This window comes from Nodularia sp. UHCC 0506 (assembly GCF_034931045.1).
Lineage (GTDB): Bacteria > Cyanobacteriota > Cyanobacteriia > Cyanobacteriales > Nostocaceae > Nodularia.
In genome coordinates, this window is the sequence record NZ_JAYGHH010000012.1 from 64,241 (window position 1) to 86,121 (window position 21,881).

Annotated in this window: 19 protein-coding genes; 14 read left to right on the forward strand and 5 right to left on the reverse strand. The window is 41.8% G+C overall.

Features of this window, described 5'->3' with window-relative positions; genetic code table 11:
* The first annotated feature begins 130 nt into the window (after positions 1-130).
* The 5 genes from topA to VB654_RS10250 all read left to right on the forward strand — a co-directional run bounded on the left by topA (position 131) and on the right by VB654_RS10250 (position 7,641).
* Positions 131-2,782 carry a type I DNA topoisomerase gene (gene topA, locus VB654_RS10230; protein ID WP_323213610.1) on the forward strand — a complete coding sequence of 884 codons (2,652 nt, stop codon included), beginning with the start codon at positions 131-133 and terminating at the stop codon, positions 2,780-2,782.
* A 470-nt stretch (positions 2,783-3,252) separates the two neighbouring features.
* On the forward strand, positions 3,253-3,351 hold the full coding sequence (locus VB654_RS10235) for a DNA topoisomerase I (RefSeq protein ID WP_323213644.1): 99 nt from the start codon (positions 3,253-3,255) through the stop codon (positions 3,349-3,351).
* 14 nt (positions 3,352-3,365) lie between these two features.
* On the forward strand, positions 3,366-3,824 hold the full coding sequence (gene aroQ, locus VB654_RS10240) for a type II 3-dehydroquinate dehydratase (protein ID WP_323213611.1): 459 nt from the start codon (positions 3,366-3,368) through the stop codon (positions 3,822-3,824).
* 25 nt (positions 3,825-3,849) lie between these two features.
* Positions 3,850-4,815: an ADP-ribosylglycohydrolase family protein gene (locus VB654_RS10245; protein WP_323213612.1), complete on the forward strand. Its 966-nt coding sequence runs from the start codon at positions 3,850-3,852 to the stop codon at positions 4,813-4,815.
* Positions 4,816-5,037: 222 nt separating this feature from the next.
* Positions 5,038-7,641 carry an HD family phosphohydrolase gene (locus VB654_RS10250; protein ID WP_323213613.1) on the forward strand — a complete coding sequence of 868 codons (2,604 nt, stop codon included), beginning with the start codon at positions 5,038-5,040 and terminating at the stop codon, positions 7,639-7,641.
* A gap of 7 nt (positions 7,642-7,648) precedes the next feature.
* On the opposite strand, the gene VB654_RS10255 is transcribed toward VB654_RS10250, so the two are convergent.
* From VB654_RS10255 to VB654_RS10270, 4 genes are all read right to left on the reverse strand, one after another.
* Positions 7,649-8,359, reverse strand: coding sequence for a TetR/AcrR family transcriptional regulator (locus tag VB654_RS10255; RefSeq protein WP_323213614.1), 711 nt, complete (start codon positions 8,357-8,359; stop codon positions 7,649-7,651).
* A gap of 348 nt (positions 8,360-8,707) precedes the next feature.
* The gene (locus VB654_RS10260) at positions 8,708-9,943 is read right to left on the reverse strand and encodes a DUF445 domain-containing protein (protein WP_323213615.1); all 1,236 of its coding nucleotides are present in this window, start codon (positions 9,941-9,943) and stop codon (positions 8,708-8,710) included.
* A gap of 72 nt (positions 9,944-10,015) precedes the next feature.
* The gene (gene ubiE, locus VB654_RS10265) at positions 10,016-10,705 is read right to left on the reverse strand and encodes a bifunctional demethylmenaquinone methyltransferase/2-methoxy-6-polyprenyl-1,4-benzoquinol methylase UbiE (RefSeq protein ID WP_323213616.1); all 690 of its coding nucleotides are present in this window, start codon (positions 10,703-10,705) and stop codon (positions 10,016-10,018) included.
* Between the two features lie 180 nt (positions 10,706-10,885).
* Positions 10,886-11,842: a response regulator gene (locus VB654_RS10270; protein WP_323213641.1), complete on the reverse strand. Its 957-nt coding sequence runs from the start codon at positions 11,840-11,842 to the stop codon at positions 10,886-10,888.
* A 450-nt stretch (positions 11,843-12,292) separates the two neighbouring features.
* Between VB654_RS10270 and VB654_RS10275 the strand changes: the two genes are divergently transcribed.
* A complete protein-coding gene (locus VB654_RS10275; RefSeq protein WP_323213617.1) occupies positions 12,293-13,375 on the forward strand; it encodes a RuBisCO accumulation factor 1 in 1,083 nt (360 codons plus the stop codon).
* A gap of 142 nt (positions 13,376-13,517) precedes the next feature.
* On the opposite strand, the gene VB654_RS10280 is transcribed toward VB654_RS10275, so the two are convergent.
* Positions 13,518-15,197 (reverse strand): glycosyltransferase family 39 protein, encoded by a 1,680-nt coding sequence (locus VB654_RS10280; protein WP_323213618.1) that lies wholly within the window; start codon positions 15,195-15,197, stop codon positions 13,518-13,520.
* Between the two features lie 61 nt (positions 15,198-15,258).
* Here VB654_RS10280 and VB654_RS10285 point away from each other — a divergent pair, with 61 nt between their 5' ends.
* The 8 genes from VB654_RS10285 (at position 15,259) to ureG (ending at position 21,783) form a co-directional block, all read left to right on the forward strand.
* Positions 15,259-17,673 (forward strand): ATP-dependent helicase, encoded by a 2,415-nt coding sequence (locus VB654_RS10285; protein WP_323213619.1) that lies wholly within the window; start codon positions 15,259-15,261, stop codon positions 17,671-17,673.
* 204 nt (positions 17,674-17,877) lie between these two features.
* The gene (gene rpmI / locus VB654_RS10290; RefSeq protein ID WP_323213620.1) at positions 17,878-18,075 is read left to right on the forward strand and encodes a 50S ribosomal protein L35; all 198 of its coding nucleotides are present in this window, start codon (positions 17,878-17,880) and stop codon (positions 18,073-18,075) included.
* A gap of 19 nt (positions 18,076-18,094) precedes the next feature.
* Positions 18,095-18,451, forward strand: coding sequence for a 50S ribosomal protein L20 (gene rplT / locus VB654_RS10295; protein ID WP_323213621.1), 357 nt, complete (start codon positions 18,095-18,097; stop codon positions 18,449-18,451).
* 12 nt (positions 18,452-18,463) lie between these two features.
* Positions 18,464-19,294 (forward strand): transporter substrate-binding domain-containing protein, encoded by an 831-nt coding sequence (locus VB654_RS10300; RefSeq protein WP_323213622.1) that lies wholly within the window; start codon positions 18,464-18,466, stop codon positions 19,292-19,294.
* A 106-nt stretch (positions 19,295-19,400) separates the two neighbouring features.
* Complete coding sequence (locus VB654_RS10305; protein ID WP_323213623.1) at positions 19,401-19,928, forward strand: tetratricopeptide repeat protein; 528 nt, start codon at positions 19,401-19,403, stop codon at positions 19,926-19,928.
* A 122-nt stretch (positions 19,929-20,050) separates the two neighbouring features.
* Positions 20,051-20,494, forward strand: a complete 444-nt coding sequence (gene ureE / locus VB654_RS10310) for an urease accessory protein UreE (protein WP_323213642.1) — start codon at positions 20,051-20,053, stop codon at positions 20,492-20,494.
* Positions 20,472-21,161, forward strand: a complete 690-nt coding sequence (locus tag VB654_RS10315) for an urease accessory protein UreF (RefSeq protein ID WP_323213624.1) — start codon at positions 20,472-20,474, stop codon at positions 21,159-21,161. The genes ureE and VB654_RS10315 overlap by 23 nt, the downstream gene beginning before the upstream one ends.
* 10 nt (positions 21,162-21,171) lie before the next feature.
* Positions 21,172-21,783 (forward strand): urease accessory protein UreG, encoded by a 612-nt coding sequence (ureG, locus tag VB654_RS10320; protein ID WP_323213625.1) that lies wholly within the window; start codon positions 21,172-21,174, stop codon positions 21,781-21,783.
* The last annotated feature ends 98 nt before the right edge of the window (positions 21,784-21,881 follow it).

Here is a 21,881-nt window from a genome sequence, read left to right on the forward strand (position 1 = left end):
TCTCCCTTTTGGGCAGTTTGTGTAAGGATAAAATCACAGCCCTCAGCGTGACGTTTTATCTTGACATTTCACCGAAATTAACTCAACTCTACTTTTTAGCTTCAAAGCTACTCTTTTTCTGGAAATTTCCATGTCAACTCTCGTCATCGTCGAATCTCCGACCAAAGCTCGTACCATTCGCAACTACCTGCCAAAAGACTATCAGGTGGAAGCGTCTATGGGTCATGTCCGTGACCTACCCCAATCGGCTAGTGAAATTCCCGCCTCTGTAAAAGCGGAACGGTGGGCGCAGCTGGGGGTCAATGTAGACGCAGACTTTGAACCGGTGTATGTTGTCCCCAAAGACAAAAAGAAAGTTGTTACCCAGCTCAAAGATGCCCTCAAAGGTGTTGATGAACTGATTCTGGCAACTGACGAAGACCGGGAAGGTGAAAGCATCAGTTGGCATTTATACCAGTTGCTGAAGCCGAAAGTTCCGACTAAGCGGATGGTGTTTCACGAAATTACTCAAGAAGCTATTAAAAAAGCTTTGAAAAACTGCCGCAATATTGATGAGCAGTTAGTTCGCGCCCAAGAAACACGGCGCATTTTGGATCGATTGGTGGGCTATACCTTGTCTCCCCTGCTGTGGAAAAAAATCGCCTGGGGATTATCTGCTGGGCGAGTGCAATCTGTGGCTGTGCGACTTTTAGTCAAAAAGGAACGCCAACGCCGCGCCTTCCATGAAGGTACATATTGGGATTTAAAAGCTAGCTTGGTGCAGGAAAAAATTCCCTTTGCCGCCCAATTGACCACACTGGGAGGAACTAAAGTCGCCACTGGTAGCGATTTTGATGCCGCCACCGGACAAATTACCGCCGGGCGCAATGTCTTGTTGCTCAACGAAGAGCAAGCTGTAGCGCTCCAGGAACGTTTGACCGGGAAAACCTGGAATGTTAACAGCATCGATGAACGCCCTGTAACGCGTAAACCTGCGCCACCCTTTACTACTTCCACACTGCAACAAGAATCCAACCGCAAACTGCGTCTCTCAGCTAGAGACACAATGCGAACTGCCCAGAATTTGTATGAGCAAGGGTATATCACCTATATGCGTACAGATTCAGTGCATTTGTCTGATCAGGCGATCGCAGCAGCTCGTAGCTGTGTAGAACAACTTTATGGTAAAAACTACCTCAGCCCCCAACCACGGCAATACACCACCAAATCGAAAGGCGCACAAGAAGCCCACGAAGCCATTCGCCCGGCGGGTAGTACTTTCCGTACTCCCCAAGAAACTGGTTTAAGTGGCCGGGAACTTGCGCTTTATGACTTGATTTGGAAGCGGACTGTAGCCAGTCAAATGGCTGACTCTCGGCAAACCCAAATTAGCGTCCAATTGCAAGTAGAAGATGCTGGCTTTCGTGCTTCTGGTAAGCGGATTGATTTTCCCGGCTTCTTGCGCGCTTACGTTGAAGGTTCAGATGATCCAGATGCGGCTTTAGAAGATCAGGAAGTAATTTTGCCCAGTTTGAAAGTGGGCGATCATCCAAAATGTACTGATTTAGAAGCCGTGGGTCACGAAACCCAACCACCAGCGAGATATACCGAAGCTACTCTAGTAAAAACCTTAGAAAGTGAAGGCATTGGTCGTCCTAGTACCTACGCCAGCATCATCGGCACAATCATTGATAAGGGTTACGCCCAATTGGTGAGTAATGCCTTGATTCCGACCTTCACAGCTTTTGCCGTCACCAACCTCCTAGAAAAACATTTCCCAGATGTTGTAGACCCTAGTTTCACCTCCAAGATGGAACAAACCTTAGATGACATTGCCACAGGCGAAGCTAAATGGTTGCCCTATTTACGGGAGTTTTATCTGGGAGACAAAGGTTTAGAAACTTTAGTCAAAGAACAGGAAAGTCAAATTGATGCTGGTCAAGCCAGAACGGTATTACTGGAAAATTTAGATGCCAAAGTCCGTATTGGCAAATATGGCCCCTACATTGAAGTTGATAATGATGGCACTGTGGTTACTGCCTCAATTCCTAAAGACCTGACACCATCTGACCTTGACCCGAAACAGGTAGAAGTGCTGCTGCGGCAAAAAACAGTGGGACCTGACCAGGTAGGTCGGCATCCGGAAACGGGGGAACCAATTTATCTCAAAATTGGTACTTACGGCCCTTATGTGCAGTTGGGTGACAAAACCGAAGAAAATCCCAAACCCAAACAAACTTCTCTACCTAAAGGTGTCACTCCTGAAAATGTCACATTAGAGCTGGCTGTGGGTCTTTTGGCGCTACCCCGGACATTGGGAGTACATCCAGACACAGGTAAGAAAATTCAAGCCAATTTGGGGCGTTTTGGCCCTTACGTTGTTCATGACCAAGGTAAGGAAGGCAAAGACTATCGCTCTCTGAAAGCTGCTGATAATGTGCTGACAGTTTCCCTGGAACGAGCATTGGAGTTATTAGCCGAACCGAAAAAGGGACGTGGTTCCAGCAGTAGTAAGTCTAAGGCAGCTTTACGCGAATTGGGTATGCACCCCGACGAAGGTACGCCCGTGAATATTTATGATGGCCCTTATGGCCCTTATATCAAGCACGGCAAAATTAATGTGAGCATCCCTGAAGGTCAATCGGTAGAAGATGTCACACTATCTACAGCCTTAGAATTATTAGCCACTAAAGCATCTACCAAAAAAACTACTCGCAAAACAACTAAATCACCTACTTCCCGATCTAAGTCCACTGCTAAATCATCTAAAACCAGCACTAAAAAAAATGATGCCGAAGGTTAATGAAGGTCAAACAATTTGGGATTTTAGATTGACGTTGGCGAAGCATAGCGAGTATTTTAGATTGACGTTGGCGAAGCATAGCGCCGCGAGTACTTTAGATTTATGAACAGGCATAGGGGCAGGGCGTGAACCAAAAAAACAATCTACAATCTAAAATCTGAAATTGGTACAGTCAAGATTCAAAAGTCCATAGTGGTTGTTAAACTTGCTGACTCTGGACTTTTGGCTCTCGATGACGAATAACCATGATGAATGAAATGCCATTTTGTACGTTTGTAATGTGATACTCTAAAAAGTAGGGGGGAACACAACTCTAAATTCTCAAAGTAGCTCACTTTCAGAATTAGTCAGTTTGTATCAGCCCAAGTACGCGAGTTCTGCGTAGCTGTTAGTCAAAATATTGAGGTAGTATCTCAGGAGCGATCAGTTCAATGGACTATATAGATAAAGTGCTAGAAAAGCTGAAAGCGTTGGCACGCAAGCTCATTGAAGGCCTATTAGGGCCAGAATGCGAGCCGGAAGCGGAACTAATTCCGATTCCTGTACATGAACGAACACGTCGTCGTTAAGCAGCTCACAGAAATTGAACTCATCTTCGCCACTAATCAGCATTTTAGTGCTGCACGGGCCAAATCTAAATTTACTAGGACAGCGAGAACCAGGAATTTATGGTTCCTTGGGGCTGGCTGAAATTAATCGCTTGTTAGAAGAAGAAGCTTTGAAGTTTCAGGCGAAAGTGATTCCCGTGCAGTCAAATCATGAGGGAGTTTTGGTAGACAATATTCATGGGGCTTTAGGAAAACATCAGGGAATTTTAATTAATGCTGGAGCTTACACCCATACTAGTGTGGCTTTGCGGGATGCGATCGCTGGTGTTAACCTACCTACAGTAGAAGTCCATCTGAGCAATATTTATTGCCGGGAAGTCTTCCGCCACCATTCTTTCATCGCTCCTGTAGCCATTGGACAAATAAGTGGTTTTGGTGTGCAAAGTTACTTACTGGGCTTGCAGGCTTTAGTGCATCATTTAAGAAATAAATAAGTTAAGATTAATTTTTTTCTCAAATATGCGCTATCCACTAATTAACCGTTATCAAGGTGCTTTATTAGGGGCATTACTGGGCGAAGTTTTAGCCAAGGATGCTAATCAGCAGTATGATTATTATTCTGATGTTAGCAGCGTAGCAGTTTTGGGTGCGGAAAGTTTAATTGAGTTAGGCAAATTAGATATAAATAATTGGCTACAACGTTATCAGAGCAAATCTCTTCATTTAGATATAACTGATAGTGTTTTACAAAAAGCTATGATTGCCACATTACCTGTGGCACTTTTTTTTCATGAAAGCATGGCTAACCTGCGACAAAACCTGTTGTATATGTTGCAAATATGGGAATATGACCCAATTGTGAGGGATGGAACATTAGCAGTAGGATATGCGATCGCTCAATGTTTTCGGGAAAAGCTTCATCCACAAACCCTCATATCAGAAATCATTACCTTTATTGGGGAAACATCCACACTCCTACCACAAAAATTACTAAAACTTAACAATTTATTAGACAAGAGAGCTGGGTTAGCATCAGTACAAGCAGAATTCAGTAGAGAAGAAGAACCGAGTAATGTTATTGCTATAGCGTTTTACTGCTTTCTCAATACCTTGGAAGACTTGCGTCTAGCGGTTTTGCTGGCTACTCACAAGGATAATACCGATCATACCTGGCGGACAGAAACTAAAAGTTTAAATTTCCAAACCATCACTACAATTACTGGGGCTTTATCAGGAGCTTACAACAGCACTACGGGTATTCCCGTACAATGGCGGGTTTTGTTATGTCACAATAATTTAGCTACTGGGGAACTAACAACTTTTTCTCAAGTGCTAGAATTAGCTGATGCACTTGTTGCTGTGTGGTCAGGAGTGTATGATCCCACCTTACATTTAAAGGAGTACCCAGAGGAGGGATGTATCAGATATGAACAACAGGCGCAACTTTGCATCTTTGCATCTCCTGACATTATCCAGTCGCGTTAATGTTATGGTCACTGTTCAAGGTATAGACGCAATATACCAGCTAATAAATAGAAAATTTAGTAGTTTTGTACTCTCAAAGTATAACCTTAGTCTGTAGGTAGCTATTGTGTGCAATCGGCTTCAACCAGATCCCATAACTGATGTTCTCATTGCTTTTAGCATAACTTGGGCTTTTTTGAGGATTGTCTTGTTTTGAGTTATCAAAGTAAGCAGCCAAAAAACATGAAAAAGCAGCGATTTTTTCAGTCTGTTGACAACAGCGAACACCAAAAACCAGAAACAGCACACAGAACAATGGCAAAAACGGTCAGAATTCACCGGGGAATTGATGCAGTATGTCTAAGCTGGGTGCATGAGAAGCGTTCTTCTGTTGTTTTAGCGATCGCTGTAGTATCTCTTACCGGGGTTATGGGGCATAAACTATACAATCAGCCCCAGTTAGCAGTAGGTACTCCTGCACCCGAAACGATGACAGCGCCCTATACTGCTAGTATTGAGGATAAAGAAGAAACAGAAGCCCAACGCCAAGCCGCTAGTAAAAGTTCCATACCAGTGTTGATGGTCGATGTCCAAAAAACCGAAAGAGTCAACAAACATTTACAACAACTTCTGGTTGAAGGGAATAAAATTCGTAATACTGCCGGAGTTTTTCCTTTCTTCGATACATCAGTTTTGTCTGTTCCTACCCAGCACTATCTCCGCTCTTGTTCTGCTTCGGAATGGAAAACATTACTGATAACTTTAAAAAATACTAGCCAACAGCAATCAGACTTGTTAGTGGGCAAAAACCGGAGTCATCTCGAAAAGAGACAGCCAGGTAGCATCGCCCAAAAACTCCCCACTTCCCAATATCTGCCTTTATTCCCATCATATACAGGTTCACCGATTCCAGAACATCAATCTCTGTCTACTCTCCTCAATTCCGGGAATCTACCCCTATTCCTGTCTCCTTTAGATGAAAAACCCGTTGATATTTCCCAAAACGCTGACTTTACTCAAGCAGTAGCCGAATTAAAAGCTTATCGCGCCTCAACTTCAGAGCAAAACTTAGATTCACTCATAGTCAAAACCTCCCAAGTACGCCAAGCATACACCCAAGCAAAAATCCAACTTTTACAGCCAGAGAAGGCTAGTTCTAAGAGAGTTTACAGCGAAACTGCTCTCCTGAAATTATCAGATAACGAATGGGTTAAGACACAAATAGGAATTCGCCAGAGTGCAGATAGGATTCTAACTCAAGGAATTCCCCCAGGATTACCCTTAACTATTCTCCAAAATGCGGTGAAGCTCAACGTACAGGAACTTGTACCAAAAGATGTTGAACCCTTAGCAACAAAATTGTTGTTATCTGTACTGCAACCCAATCTGAAAACTGATGAGGAACAAACGAAACAACAAATACAGCAAGCATCAGATAGAGTAGCACCTGTAATGGTAGAGGTGCAGCAAGGAGAACTGATTGTCGCTAAGGGAGAGGATATTACTAAATGGCACTTTGATGTTCTGGAGCATTATCAATTAATTCGCCGGAAAAATAACTGGTTCCAATTGACAAAATTAGCAGCCACTGTCACCGCCGCAATTGGCATTTTTGTGGTGGTAGGAAGACAAAGGTCTTGCAAATTGCGACAGAGAGATTACCTGTTAGTACTGCTGCTAACCCTAAGTACCCCAGGAGTACTAGCCTTGGGTGTACCTTATACCACTTGGAGCGCCGTTGGTTTATTGTTGGGTAGCTTCTATGCGCCTGTTTTGGGTGCAACTGTTGTGGGACTGTTGCTGCTGATTTTACCAATGACTGTGGAAATCAGCATAATTTCGCTGTTGGCTGGTGGGGCGGCGGGAATATTGGGTAGTAGTATGGCGCAAAAATTGCGATCGCGTGAAGAATTAGCATTATTAGGTGTAGCGATCGCCGTCACTCATGGAGGTATATACCTGATTATGAATCTCCTCATCGGTGCAGCATTTGGCGGAGCTTGGTATGTTGTACTTCAAAAATCAGGATTATTTGCTTTATCCGGTTTAGCCTGGAGTATTGTGGCTTTGGGGTTAAGTCCTTATTTAGAAAAGGTATTTGATTTAGTTACCCCTATTCGATTAGCTGAACTAGCCAATCCGAATCGCCCCTTATTAAAACGACTAGCCACTGAAACCCCTGGAACCTTTCAGCACACCTTGTTAGTGGCTACTTTAGCTGAAGCTGCGGCCAAAAAGTTGGGCTGTAATGTAGAATTGGTCAGGGCTGGAACTCTCTATCATGATATCGGCAAAATGCACGACCCTCTGGGCTTTATTGAAAATCAAATGGGGGGGCCAAATAAACATGAAACAGAGATTCAAGATCCTTGGAAGAGTGCCGCAATTATCAAAAAGCACGTGACGGAAGGCTTAGTCATGGCGCAAAGACACCTTTTACCCACAGCGATTCAAGCTTTTATTCCTGAGCATCAAGGAACGATGTTGATTGCCTATTTCTATCACCAAGCACAGCAAATGTCTCAGGAAGATCCCAATTTAATAGTAGATGAAGCAGATTTTCGCTATGACGGCCCCATTCCCCAATCACGGGAAACCGGCATAGTTATGTTAGCAGACTCCTGCGAAGCGGCACTGCGATCGCTTAAAGATGCCACCCCAGAACAAGCCTTAGCCATGCTCAATAATATTCTCCGTGCCAAATGGCAAGACAATCAAATGGTAGATTCAGGGCTAACACGGGAAGAAATGTCAGAAATCAGTCAAATCTTTGTCGATGTTTGGCAGCAATTTCACCACAAGCGTATTGCTTACCCCAAATTAAAAGCAAGTCAAAATGGTCATTAGTCATTAGTCATTGGGAAGTTACCGTCTTCTCCCCCCTGCTCCCTGCTCCCTGCTCCCCTGCTTCTTCTACTCCCCTTCGCACACCAGCCAAAATCAAATTAACTGCTTCTTCAGAGTACTGCTCAATCATTTCTGGAGCCAGTAGTTGCAAATCTGGTCTAATATGCTTGAGGTTTTCGTGGGCGTTGAAATAAAAATTACAAATTCCCGCAATTTGGAGAGTGACAAGAAACGGATCAATCTGACGGAAACAACCCTCAGCCATTCCCCGTTCTAAAATTTTGATCACGTACCCAAAATTTTCTTCCCAATTCCCCAACTTAAAATATTTACCCTGATTTTGGTTTGCTTCTTGAAACCACAGCATTCCTCGTTGTGGATGCACCACTTCGTAAGCAATCACCTGTTTAATCAGCATTTTTAAGGCTGCATCTGCTGGAAACTGATCCAAATTTAGCTGTTGCACCCCTTCAGATATTTCCACTACTGGACGCTGCAAAACCGCTTTATATAACCCTTCCTTGTTCTGGAAGTAGTAATAAATCATCGCTGTGGTGACTCCTGCACCTTTGGCGATCGCTTCTGTCCGCGCCCCACTCAGCCCGTTTCTGGAGAACTCCGCTTCTGCTGCATCGAGAATTTGCTTTTTTGTCGCCTCTGCATCGCGCACCTGACGCGGTTTTTTAGACGAAGGTTTTGATTGCGTTGAACGATTCACGGCTCACCATCATAATTAATGACTGACATCTTAACTAAAAATTTGTTTAGTCATTGATAAAATTTATTATATTAATAATAAGTCAATATTTTTTTAGTTAACACAAAAAAAACTACGCAATTTGTAATTTGTAATTCGTAATTCGTAATTCGTAATTCGTAATTTGTAATTTGTAATTCGTAATTCGTAATTCGTAATTCGTAATTCGTAATTTGTAATGCGTAATTCGTAATATTTCCTGCGGAAACGCTACGCGGTAAGCGCAGCTATGCCCGTCAGGGCTTTACGTAATTCGTAATATTTCCTATGGCTAACGCTACGCGGTAAGCGCAGCTATAATCATCAAAACTAAGCTTGGGTAAATATTAAAATTCCTACTTGCAATATACCTATAATAAAACCTAATACACCGCCTAAAGTGACAATTGCCTGTAATTCATTCTTGACAATTCCCTCAATTGCAGCCTCTAAATCAGCAGGTGAAGTTGATTTTACTCGATCAACAATTACTTGGTCTATCGATAATATGGGAATTACCTGGGCTACAATTTTTTCTAAATCTTTTTCTAAGTATTTCTCTAAAATTTTAGCTAACTCTTGACTGACAACTTCTAAGGAAGAACTCAGAACAGGTGAAGCGCTGAGACGGTTAAGTAGCAATGTGGCTATATTTTCCCAATTTACAGAACCAGTTAATCCTTGGAGTAAATCACCTCCACTGGATTGGATATAATGACGTACACTCTCGCGTGTCGTCTTCCTCAGTTGGCGCACTGTGCCAATGGGCAAGTTTTGTAATGATAACTCTAACAGGACTCTTTTCAAGCGATCGCGCATTTGCAAAACTTGAATTAATTCCTCTAAACGAGCATTAGTAGTATCTTTTTCATCTAAACAAAAAGTTCTCAGCCTGGTGAGAGTATTACGTAATCCAAATAAATTTGCGACTACCCAATAAGTTCCACTGGTCTTTTCCCGAAAGCTTTCATCAATAGTTTGAATAGTGCGATCAGTCAAAAAATCAATAATTATTTGCCGTAATACATCTGGAGGTAAAACTACCTGTATTAACCAATCAGCTAACCTTGTCGATTGTTCTTCACTCAGTTGTAATTCCAGCAATACCTGGTCAAAAATTTGATTGATTTGCGGCTCTAAAAAATCTTCTCTCCTTGCCAAAACTTTGAGCAACCGAGGTAATGATTCTCCTAACAAATCGCGTAAAATTCCCGCCACAATTTTGGCGCTTTTCTCGTTTTTCTCAACTTTGATTTGTTCAATCGCTAATTGCAATAACCACAAAATTGCCGACTGTACGCGTTCTGTCTGTAACAAGCGTCGCGCCAGATTTTGCAATTCGCCTGGAGTCAGCAACGACCCCATAATTGTATTAGAAATGTTCTTAGCCAGACGTTCCTGGTTGCGAGGAATCAATCCAGGAGTAAACGGTACTTTTCGCCCAGCTATATAAATTGCTCGGTAGGGACGAAATAACATTTTGATGGCTATATCGTTAGTGAAATAGCCAATAATGCCACCCAGCACCGGGGGTAATAAATAAAACCAGAGGTGAGACCAATCCAAAATAAAAATTAGGAAAAATAGAATTGATGAGCGATAAGTGATGAGTTTAATGCAAAACTTCTAATTCATCACTCATTTACTGACTACCAGCACTCCCATCATATCGTTCGCAATGGGGTAGTGTGTAACCAATGTAAAACCAACTTGACGAGCTAACTCTATTTGCTCTTGTCCATTGGGGAAACGATCTAAGCTGGGACTGATATAAGCATATTCTTCTTTTAAACCCATGTGTTGGGCAATTGGTACAACTATACTACTTAAATACCATTCCTGAAAAGCCCGAAGCTGCTGATTTTTGGGACGATGAAAATCTAAAATTGCCGCTTTAGCACCAGGCTTGAGGACTCGGTACAATTCTTGCAGACTGCGGGGGATATCTGTAACATTTCTTAAACCATAACCCATTGTGGCGGCATCAAAGTAGTGATCATCAAAGGGCAAATTGAGTGCATCGGCTTCTATCCAAGAAATCGTCTGTTGCGGGTATTGGTTTTGGGAGCGTGCTTGAGCAGCTGCTAGGAGATTGGGCGAAAAATCCACACCATAGACCTGTCCTGTAGTTCCCACATATCTAGCCAACCGGAAGGCTAAATCACCACTCCCACAACATAAATCTAGGCAGGTATCTCCTGATTGAGCTGCACTCCATTTGACTGTCATTTCTTTCCATATACGATGTTGTCCCAAACTCAACCAATTATTCAAGTCATCATAAACTGGAGCAATACGGTCAAAAATGTCGCGAATTTCTTGATTCATTAGTTAAAACTTCCGACTAAAAATATATCCAGCAGGTAATATCTCCTATGGCTAACGCCACGCGGCGCTATCAAAGACGCTGCACGGTAAGCGCAGTTATGCCCGCCAAGACTTAACAAAATTCAAAATTAAATAACCCCCGGATTTATCCGTGGGGTTGAATTAATGTTGTTTCACTTGTTAAATCTTTGGTGGTTCACAGCCACTACTAGTCAGGGCGATCGCCACTAGTTCTGCTGATAAACGAACCAGACTTAATTCATCTTCTCGCAAAGAGCAAGGTTTTTGCCACTGGAGGGATAAAATCCCTAGCATATTATTGCGGTAAGTAATAGGAATAACTAAATGTGCTTGCACACCAGCATTTTGATAGTGATTTATATCAGCTAGTTTTGTATCTTTTGGTACATCTAACGAAATTTGCATTTGCCCTGTGGCGATCGCTTCACTTGTCAGTGGATCTTGATCTAACCAGTTTTCTAGAGTACCCAAACGAGAATAAAAACCTTGAGTTGCTATGAGCTGATTTTCTTGAGCTAATTGCAAAATACAGCTGTCTGCCGTGAAACTTTCACTAAATACGGTAGCAATTGGTGTTAAAGTTTCATCTAAGCTATGAGCTGCTTGAGTTACCTGCACTAAAACAGTTAGCAATGCCATTTGAGCGTTCGCACGGCGTAATTCTTCTGTGCGTTGCTTGAGTAAGCCGTAAGTTTCTGCGGCTCTTTGTACCACTGCCTTCAGTTCTCCTGGGTCCCAAGGCTTGGTAATATATTTGTATACCTGCCCAGCATTAATCGCTTCTACCAAGTCCTCGATATCAGTAAATCCTGTGAGGATAATTCTGACAGTATCTGGAAACTGAGGCAAAGTTTTACTGAGAAATTCAGTTCCTTTCATTTCTGGCATTCGCTGATCGGAGATGATCACCGCTACTTCCCCTTCTGTTGCCAATACTTTTAGGGCATTGACACCACTATCAGCTTTGAGAACATTAAAGTCCCGCCGAAATGTGCGATAAAGCAAATCAAGATTATCTGGCTCATCGTCAACTACAAGAATTTTGAGTCTTTTTGATTTTTCCAAAGTTGATAATTGACCGCGAATTGTATCAGTTACAGCAATAGGATTATCCATGAAATCATTACTACCAGTATTAGCCATATTGTGATATTCCATACCCACATTAATTGAAAATAACGATTAAGCCTTGCGTGAATTTACGACTGTAATTCAGCATAGTTCAAACTTATTATGAGTAAGTCTAATCTCTGAGCTAGAATTAGCTTAGTATAAATAAATGTTGCTCATTTGCAGTCAAAAGTTCCAAGTCTGTTGTACACTGAGATTTAGATATTTTACTGAGATTTGGATATTTTATTAATTATTTTATACTAAATTTGTTTTTACCTAGCGACAAAATAACTCATCTCCTATCCTTTATACCAAAAGAAGATTGTAGCGACGACCATGAATCTTGTCTGCTTACAGATGATTGATCATGTCTACAACTGTTAAAGATTACAATTAGGGTTCCCGGCACAAAAATTAATTACCTTCTGAAGTTGAAGCTCCCACGCCAGAATTATGACTAATCTACCTGAAAATGTTCATGAAAATGCTGTAAACGACGATGTAGTTAAAGAATTACTACGAAAGCTGAGGCAAAAACAAGGTAACTGGGTAGAGTGGGGAGCAGCGATCGCCTCCTTGCAAAAATCTGGTTACAATCCCCAGCAAATTTTTGAGGAAACTGGATTTGAGCCAATTCAACAAAATCAGGTAATTGTTGGCTCCCAAGTTTATAGTTCTTTAGCACAAGGTGGCGCTTCCGAATCTACACAAGCACACTACACGACACGGGGTAGTGATGTTTTGTATGAATTACGCTTACTTACCCACGAAGAACGAGCTGCCGCAGCTGAACTTACCTTTATCCACAAATTGGATCTTGAGGAAGCGCGAGAAGTAGCAAAAGCAATTAAAGATTTTTCTCGATTCCCACGTTTACCAGAAGGTTTTACCGCCCATCCAGGGGATGCTGTGGCTTATCAAGCTTGGAAACTAGCACGGCAATATACAGATTTGCAAGAGCGATCGCGCTTCATTGCTAAAGGTTTACGTTTTGCTCACACCCCCACAGCTAGAAAGCAAATAGAACAATTACTTGTTGATTTTACGGTAGTTTCTCAGCGTTCAGCCCCGATTCTGCCTTTTTATCGATTTGAGTCAGAAGAAGAATTGCCTCGGATTGTGCCAGTAGTGGGAGAATTCCCATTAACAGCACAAGATTTACAAAATGTACCTATGGTAGAAACCATTGAGCCATTTGGTTTAGTCAAGTTTGCCGGCGAACAAGCTTGGGTACCTTTACCGGGTTGGCAAGTGTTATTAAATGCAGAAGACCCCGTAGCGATTTTTTGTAGTAGCGATCGCCTCCCCAACCAGGAAAAAAATCTGCCAAAACCAATATTAGTGGCTGTAGATCGCGCCGGGCGACAATGGGATGACTCCAGCTACTTTGTTGTGGAACACAACGGTAAATTAGACTTTCAGTGGTTTGAAACCGAGCCAGAAATTCCTCTATTGGGGCGAATTATTGTAATTGTGCGTCCTAAGAAAATTTTCGATGATGTAATAAGTAAAGATTCCTGGCAAATTGATGAGTAAATGAACTTTTTTGAATTAAAAATTTTATTTCTTCTGCATTTTGAATTGATTTGACCAAGAATTGGAAATTGGATGGTACGGACGGGTTTAGTAATATCATCATTCATCTTAAATGATTTTGTAAACCCGCCCCTAATGGGGACTAAAGTTTCATCTTGTTGCACCGATAAAGTTGATAGGGAACACCTATGCGATGGTGTTGTGTCGTGTCTATTGTACAAATACTATCCCCAAATAACCCCACCTCTTGGGGATAGTCTCGTTTTTTCATTCCTGGGCCAACTAACCATAAATTTATCTGAGATGTTGCCAATTTTGGCATTTCATCAAGCTGGTTCCAAAAAGCAGGTGAATTCTGATATCTTGGAAAAAAAGCAACACTATCAAAGTTATTGAAACTAGCTTTAACAGTAGTATTTGTGTTACTTCTAACTTTTTCTAACGCTAAAGCAAAACTTAATCCCAAAGCCACATCCTGATAATTGTTGTATCCTACTACCAGCATGATTGGGACAGAAGGATCTAAATTCATGTTTTGAGCAACTTGTTCAGGCTGGAAAGGCTTTTGAAACGATAAGTTAGAAACGACAAAAACACAGCTAAGAATACCAACAAACAAAATGATGAATTTTTGCTGGTGCATTTTGCTAATACTAGCTGCTAACAAAGCGCAAAAGCTGGGATAATAAACAAAGCTATAGCGGGGAATAATAGTTATATCTTTACCTAGTAAATAGGCTATGGCAAAAAATTGGATCAATACAACAATAGTAAAACTTAAAAGTGTTAATGTTGCTAACTGAGTTTTATGATCTAACCACAGCAGTTTTAAACCTTGGTATACCTGCCACCCTAACCATAAAGCAAAAATTATCATCAAAAAGCCAGAGCCAATTGTAATTAGCAGAGGCTGATTTTCTACAGGTAAAGCAATTACCATTAATATCCAACTAATTACAGTTTGATATAGTGGTGCAATGTGCATTGTAGCAGGTAGCCAATTGGTTTCGGCACTCTGGAAATGATTTAACATCACCCGCAACCAGGGAAGAAAACTAATTACAACGCCAGTAATTGATAAAATTAAATTTAGGTAAAATTGGTGTTTTCTGTGAATTTGGCTTTTACTTAAATATATTAATATTAATAATGTCATAACTTCGGCAATAAAAACCAAAATGAAAAAGTAGTGAATATAAAGACCAATGATATTAACAATCGACCATAAAATTACCACCCAAAGTCTGATACGTTTATTCTCAAAAATATCCTGCTGAATTTTGATTAGTCCTAATAACGCTAAAGTAATCAGGAACATGGGCATGGTGTAGTGGCGTGCTTCTTGAGAAAGGTACACAGCAAAAGGAGAAATAGCCATAATGAATGCGGCGATGATTCCTGATGCAGAGTAAAAAGCTATGCGGTTGACCCCATAAATGGCGACGATCGCACCCACACCAAATACAGCTGATAGCGATCGCAATTTTGCCACCCACTCTGAACCCAAAGGAGTCATCCACCCTAACCAACTGTACATTCCACAAAAAAACAACGGCGGATGGGTAGACTGATTAGCTAAATTTTCGGCAATTTGATGGCAGCTAACCCCAGCTTGGAAAGTAAAAATTTCCTGGACACGTGGTAAAGGAAATAAAACATCTAAAGGCAAATCATGGTAATTTTTTCCCAAACTAAAAATAGCAGTAATTACCTCATCCATCCACAGAGGTTTTAAGCCTAAATGCCAAAAACGCAACACAGCACCAAGGGCAATTGCTCCAGCTAAACATAGATAATGTAGATACGGTTTGCGATTTGCCATTATTTATCCTGAAAGATGCTCAATCTGCGGTTTGATAATTTCAATTAAAATCTAAAACTTTATGTCAGACGCTTATTTTACGGCTACTGTGCCTCAAGAATCTCTCCAGTCACAATTACAAGAGAAGATTGTAGAAATCCGCAATCAACTACGCCCAGGACAACAACAGATGGCTGATTGGCAATTGGGGCCATTGGCTATTTCCGCCGTTCCTGGGGCTGGTAAATCTACTGGTATGGCCGCAGCAGTAGCGATCGCGATCGCCCGTCAACACCAAATCTCTGCTGAATCACGGCCATCTACCCGTCGTCACATTGTAGTTGTTACCTTTACGCGTTCCGCAGCTGCCAATATTAAATTAAAAATTCGCGGATACTTAAAACAATTATCTTTACCTCCCACGGGCTTTGCTGTCTATACCCTACATGGTTTAGCCTTAAATATTGCCAGTCGTCACCCTAATTTCTCAGGTTTAGAATTAGAAAATGTCACATTAATTACACCCAACCAAAGTCACCGTTTTATTCGCACAGCTGTAGAACAATGGATTAATGACAATCCAGAACCTTATTCTCGGTTGCTAGAAGGGCATCAATTTGATGGTGAAGAGACAGAAAGATTACGTCGTCAGTCAGTTTTGCGAACAGAAATTTTACCAGATTTAGCCAATACAGTTATTCATGAAGCGAAAAGTTCGGGAATATTGCCGGAAAAACTGCGGGAATGGAGTCAAAAAACTACCGATGAATATGGAATTTTGCGGGTAGCGGCGGGATTGTATGAACAATATCAAAATTTAATGCGATCGCGTGATAGATACGATTACGACGATATGATTTTAGCCTCTCTGCGTGTCTTAGAAAATGAAAGCACCCGTCGCATTGAGCAAAATCAAGTTTTTGCCGTCTTTGAAGACGAAGCCCAGGATTCTAGCCCCTTACAGACACAGCTGTTAGAGATTTTAGCAACTAATCAGGGGGAAGAAGCAGGGGATAACAGGCAGGGGGGCAGGGGGCAGGGTGCAGGGGAGAAGAAACTTACTCAGCACTCAGCACTCAGCACTCAGCACTTTCCCTACTCAGCACTCCAATTAGTGCGAGTTGGTGATCCTAATCAAGCGATTAACTCGACTTTTACACCTGCTGATCCGATTTATTTTCGGGAGTTTTGCGGTGTGTGCGATCGCCTTGGTAAATTAGCCACAATGGATCAAGCTGGACGCAGTACCCGAATTATCATTGCCGCCGCTAACTTCGCCCTAGAATGGGTAAACAGCTTTTATCAACTCAAAAATCAACCACTCCCCTTTCGTTCTCAAAATATCCGCCCCGTTAATATTAGTGATCCTCAAACAAATGCCAATCCATTACCAGTGGGAAGAGGACTAGAACTTTATACTCCCCGTGATATTTATCACACAGTTGAATTATTGTCTCAAAGAGTGGTTGAATTATTTACTCCAGATTCTAAAGAAATTAGTGGGGCTATTTTGGTGCGAGAACATCGCCAAGGACGCTGGCTAACGGAGATGTTAACTCCTGTGTGTAAGGAGCATAAAATTACACTTTATGACGTAAGTGAAAGCGATCGCCGTTCTCATATCCCCCAAGAAATGTTGGGATTATTGCAATTTTGCGATCGCCCCCATTCTCCTGATTACCTCAAAGCAGCTTTAGAAGTATTGGTACAGCGTCAATTAATTCCTACCCAAGACCTCAACGCCCTTGCTAGTCTCCCAGAAGAATTTTTGTATCCCAGCCCCCTGGCAGAACTCCAGTCAGATACAGTCCAAAAAGCCGCACATTTGTGTCGGAGTTTACTCCGCGCCCGGTTAGAACTGCCTTTATATCAGCTGATTGCTTTTTTGGCTTTAACTTTAAGGTATGAACAAGCTGAACTGGCAACTGCTGACAAACTCGCCGAACGGGTAAACCAGCAAATAGCTGAGAACAATTCAATGGAGGCAATGCTATCAGCTTTAAGTGAAATCGTTTCTTCTGAACGGTTTGAAGCAGTGGAAGCAGATGATTTAGACGCGCGTTATACCCGTGGCGGTCAACTGACAATTATCACCATGCACAAAGCTAAGGGGTTGGATTGGGACTATGTATTTATGCCCTTTCTACATGAAAACTTAATTCCTGGTAAATTTTGGGTTCCTCCCAAAAGCCAGTTTCTAGGCGACTTTACTTTATCAGAAGTAGCGCGCGCCCAAATTCGCACTGCAATCCACGGTGAATTTAATATACCTAATGTCTCCCAAGCCTGGGAACAGGCAAAACATTTAAAAACCTCTGAAGAATATCGTTTACTCTACGTTGCCATGACACGAGCCAAGCGGTTATTGTGGATGTCTGCATCACAGCAAGCGCCTTTTACCTGGAGTAAACCAGAAAATTTACAAGAACAAGTACCTTGTCCCGTTTTTCCAGCCTTAAAACGTCAGTTTCCTGAATGTGTAGTTACACTGGCTTAAATCTTTAATTTCAATGAACATTCCCGTAAATATAGGACTCCTATTTGAATTTTGATAGCTTACGCCACGCAAGCCATACAAAACGACCTATTCCTTGATTCCTTCTTCCCTGTTCCCTGTTCCCTACCTCTACGAGTAAATTCATAAACCAAACCGGATTCCTATAGTATATAATTATGGATTGTGTCGAATTAAAGTCAGACCATGCCTAAACTCAAGACTCGTAAAGCAGCGGCCAAACGGTTCCGTGCCACTGGTAACGGTAAGATTGTGCGTCGCAAAGCTTTCAAAAATCACCTTTTAGAACACAAGTCTTCTAGCAAAAAGCGTAGCTTGTCCAAGTCCACACTTGTACACGAACGTGATGAAGACAACGTGCGTTTGATGCTTCCTTATTTGTAAGTTTTTCAGGAAATAGACTATGACCAGAGTAAAGCGCGGTAATGTAGCTCGTAAACGCCGCAATAAAATTCTCAAGTTAGCTAAAGGTTTTCGTGGTTCTCATTCCACTTTGTTTAGAACCGCTAACCAACAGGTAATGAAGGCGCTTCGCAGTTCTTACCGCGATCGCAAAAAGAAAAAGCGCGATTTCCGTCGTCTGTGGATTGCCCGGATCAATGCTGCTGCAAGGCAACATGGTTTAAGTTACAGTCAGTTGATTGGCAATCTCAAAAAAGCTGATATCCAACTCAATCGCAAAATGTTGGCACAATTGGCAGTTCTCGATCCAGCTAGTTTCGGCAAAGTTGCGGAATTGGCACTTCAAGCTAAAGCATAAGGATGGTAACGGATGAAGTACCGATGTAACAGATGGCTTGCCCTGAGCGTAGCCGAGGGGCTAAAAATTAATCAGTTACATCTGGTATTATCCGCTACTATATTTTGTATTGTCTGCTTTTCCTGGGGATTTATGGCATCTGCCGCCCAAATGCCTGAGATTCAGCGCAGAGGTTATTTAACTATCGCCGTCAAAGATAACTTGCGTCCTTTGGGATTTAGAGATGTTGACGGTAATTTACAAGGTTTAGAAATTGACTTGGCAAAGCGTCTGGCGTTGGATTTGTTAGGGAAAGCGGATGCTGTCAGATTCCAGCCAGTAGTCAACCGCGATCGCTTGTCTGTAGTCTTAAATAATCAAGTGGATTTAGCGATCGCTAGAGTCACAGCGACAGAATCCCGCGCCCGGTTAGTCAGTTTCAGTGTTCCTTACTACTTTGATGGTGCTGTTATAGTCACAAAAGATGCTGCTGTGAGTCAGCTAAGTGATTTAGCCAACAAGAAAATTGCCGTCATCAGGAACTCCAGCACAATTGCCCAAGTGCGTTACTATGTGCCAAAAGCAGAGTTAGTGGGAGTTGATTCATATCAAGAAGGGCGATCGCTCACAGAAAATAATACAGTAGTCGCATTTGCTGCCGATGCCAGTGTTCTGAGTGGTTGGGTGCAAAAATATCCCCAATATCGGCTGTTACCCACCAAGCTATCAACTGAACCCTTATCTGTAGTCATGCCCAAGGGATTGCAGTATGATCAGTTAAGACGGCAAGTAAATGAAGCGATCGCTCAATATATAGCAGAAGGTTGGCTCAAAGAACGTATTAAATATTGGGGCTTACCTTAAAAAAATTTCAATCATAAAGTGAAGAAATATCTCCCTGATTTCCAGCATCTCCCAAGTGTTAGATAATAGAGACAGAAGTAGCTTTTAATATTTGTGTTTGCAGACAATGGATAAAAATTTAGTCATTATTTATCTTTCAATTTTTGTAGGTCTGCTTTCATTCGCAGTTGTGAATGTCTTCCGCCAAATTTTCAAAACTCGCAGGCGTGAAAGTGCTTTAGCAAGATTACGCAAGAAACTGGAGAAAGAAAAAGGTACAGCTCAAGAATATTACGAGTTAGCCAGCATTTATTCAGAGAAACAATTATTTTCACAAGCGATAGTGCTATTTCAAAAAGCAATGAAAGCTGCCGAAGAAGAAGAAGAGGTAGAAGACAGCGCCCCTATTTACAACGGACTAGGATATGTTTATTTTAGTCAAGAGCAATATGACTTAGCAATTCGCCAGTATAAAGAAGCTATCAAACGTAAACCAAACTACGTGACAGCACTGAATAACTTGGGACACGCCTACGAAAAGAAAAAATTAACCACTCAGGCGTTACAAATGTATGAAGAAGCACTAAAATTTGATCCCAATAACAGCATTGCCAAGCGCCGGGCTGAATCCTTACGACGCTTAGTGTCTGTTTGATAACTTATTAAACCAGGAAACCTTACCCAAGCTATGTTTTATCCCCCTCCTCGCTTGCAGGGAGGGGCTGGGGGTGGGGTGAAATGACTTCGGTAATAAGTAACATTGGAATTTGATGAATGATGCTAACCTTGACCCAACGTCACCCGCCTAACCCTGAAGTTTCCGTGTCTTTCACCCTAGCACTAACATCAGAAGAACGCAGCCGCAGCCGTCATCGCTTTGAAACCGAAGATGGCAAAGTTGTATTTTTGCGTTTGCCTAGAGGAACTTTACTGCGAGATGGTGATATTTTACAAGACGCAACCAATAGCAGTTTAATTAGAATTACTGCCAAACCAGAAACAGTGTTAACAGTTTTTGCTCAAACACCGCTTTTATTAATGCGCGCAGCATACCATTTAGGAAATCGCCATGTACCCGTAGAAATTACCTCTAGCTATCTACGCTTATTACCAGATTCAGTTTTACGCACAATGTTAGAACAACTGGGACTAGAAATTACAGAAGAAACCTTACCATTTCAGCCAGAATTAGGCGCTTATGGACACCATCACCCTCACTGATGCCAATTTTTTATACATATTGCAGTTAGCCAGTCCTAGCTTACCTGTGGGAGCATATAGCTATTCTGAAGGCTTAGAAATGCTGGTGGAAAAGGGCATGATTTCAGATCCAGCTAGTCTTAAACATTGGTTAGAAGCAGAACTACATTATGGAGCAATTCGGTTAGATGCGGCGGTGATGGTAAGGTCTGTAAAATTGGCAACTATAGGCGACATTTCAGGTTTATCTCATTGGAATATGTGGTTATCTGCTGCTAGGGAAACCCAAGAATTACGGGCATCTAGTTGGCAGATGGGGCGATCGCTGACCCAATTACTTGATAAACTACAACCAGATACTGTACCTTTATTCAAGGCAGTGGGTAATCCTTGCAATTATGCGATCGCTTTTGGCATTGCTGTTGCTCATTGGCAAATAAATATTCAAGCTGCTTTACTAGCATATCTGCAAAGTTGGGCAAGTAATTTGATTACGGCTGGAGTAAAACTCATTCCCCTTGGTCAAACTGCGGGACAAGAATTATTACTAGATTTACAACCATTTATTAGCACCGCCTTAGCAGAAATACTAGCTTTGAAGGATGATGAACTCAGCTGTTGTAGTTGGGGTTTGTCGTTAGCAAGTATGCAGCATGAAACCCAGTATACAAGGTTGTTTAGGAGTTAGACATAGAAAGATGAGTGCATTGCGTGTTGGGGTGGCTGGCCCAGTAGGTTCGGGAAAGACGGCTTTAGTTGATGCTTTATGTAAAGCCTTACGTGAACAGTATCAAATTGCTGTAGTCACCAATGATATTTATACCCAAGAAGACGCTCAATTTTTGGTACGTTCTCAAGCCTTAACAAGCGATAGAATTTTGGGAGTAGAAACTGGTGGTTGTCCTCACACAGCGATTCGTGAAGATGCTTCCATGAATTTGGCTGCTATTGAACAATTAGAACACCAATTTATAGATTTAGATTTAGTATTTCTAGAAAGTGGTGGCGATAATTTAGCAGCTACTTTTAGTCCCGAATTAGTAGATTTAACAATTTACGTGATCGATGTGGCCGCAGGTGATAAGATTCCCCGCAAAGGTGGCCCCGGTATTACTAAATCTGATTTGTTGGTAATTAATAAAGTTGATCTTGCGCCCTATGTTGGTGCCGATTTAGATGTGATGAAACGGGATACTCAGAAAATGCGTGGTGATAAACCTTTTCTTCTGACAAATTTAAAGACTCAAGAAGGGCTGGCAGATTTAGTTAAATTTGTGGCATTACATATTATTAAAGAACTGAGTATTTAGGACATTGGATTTATTTAGGGTTTGGTGAATAAATATAAAACCCAGATAAATCGCAGGTTTAAGGCTGATCAATCCGAAAGTAGTTGCAAGGCTTCGCC

Coding starts and splice junctions, on each gene's coding strand:
- topA (WP_323213610.1), top strand. CDS start 131: ATGTCAACTCTCGTCATCGTCGAATCTCCGACCAAAGCTCGTACCATT.
- VB654_RS10245 (WP_323213612.1), top strand. CDS start 3,850: ATGCGCTATCCACTAATTAACCGTTATCAAGGTGCTTTATTAGGGGCA.
- VB654_RS10250 (WP_323213613.1), top strand. CDS start 5,038: ATGAAAAAGCAGCGATTTTTTCAGTCTGTTGACAACAGCGAACACCAA.
- ubiE (WP_323213616.1), bottom strand. CDS start 10,705: ATGAATCAAGAAATTCGCGACATTTTTGACCGTATTGCTCCAGTTTAT.
- VB654_RS10270 (WP_323213641.1), bottom strand. CDS start 11,842: ATGGATAATCCTATTGCTGTAACTGATACAATTCGCGGTCAATTATCA.
- VB654_RS10275 (WP_323213617.1), top strand. CDS start 12,293: ATGACTAATCTACCTGAAAATGTTCATGAAAATGCTGTAAACGACGAT.
- VB654_RS10280 (WP_323213618.1), bottom strand. CDS start 15,197: ATGGCAAATCGCAAACCGTATCTACATTATCTATGTTTAGCTGGAGCA.
- VB654_RS10285 (WP_323213619.1), top strand. CDS start 15,259: ATGTCAGACGCTTATTTTACGGCTACTGTGCCTCAAGAATCTCTCCAG.
- rpmI (WP_323213620.1), top strand. CDS start 17,878: ATGCCTAAACTCAAGACTCGTAAAGCAGCGGCCAAACGGTTCCGTGCC.
- rplT (WP_323213621.1), top strand. CDS start 18,095: ATGACCAGAGTAAAGCGCGGTAATGTAGCTCGTAAACGCCGCAATAAA.
- VB654_RS10300 (WP_323213622.1), top strand. CDS start 18,464: ATGAAGTACCGATGTAACAGATGGCTTGCCCTGAGCGTAGCCGAGGGG.
- VB654_RS10305 (WP_323213623.1), top strand. CDS start 19,401: ATGGATAAAAATTTAGTCATTATTTATCTTTCAATTTTTGTAGGTCTG.
- ureE (WP_323213642.1), top strand. CDS start 20,051: ATGCTAACCTTGACCCAACGTCACCCGCCTAACCCTGAAGTTTCCGTG.
- VB654_RS10315 (WP_323213624.1), top strand. CDS start 20,472: ATGGACACCATCACCCTCACTGATGCCAATTTTTTATACATATTGCAG.
- ureG (WP_323213625.1), top strand. CDS start 21,172: ATGAGTGCATTGCGTGTTGGGGTGGCTGGCCCAGTAGGTTCGGGAAAG.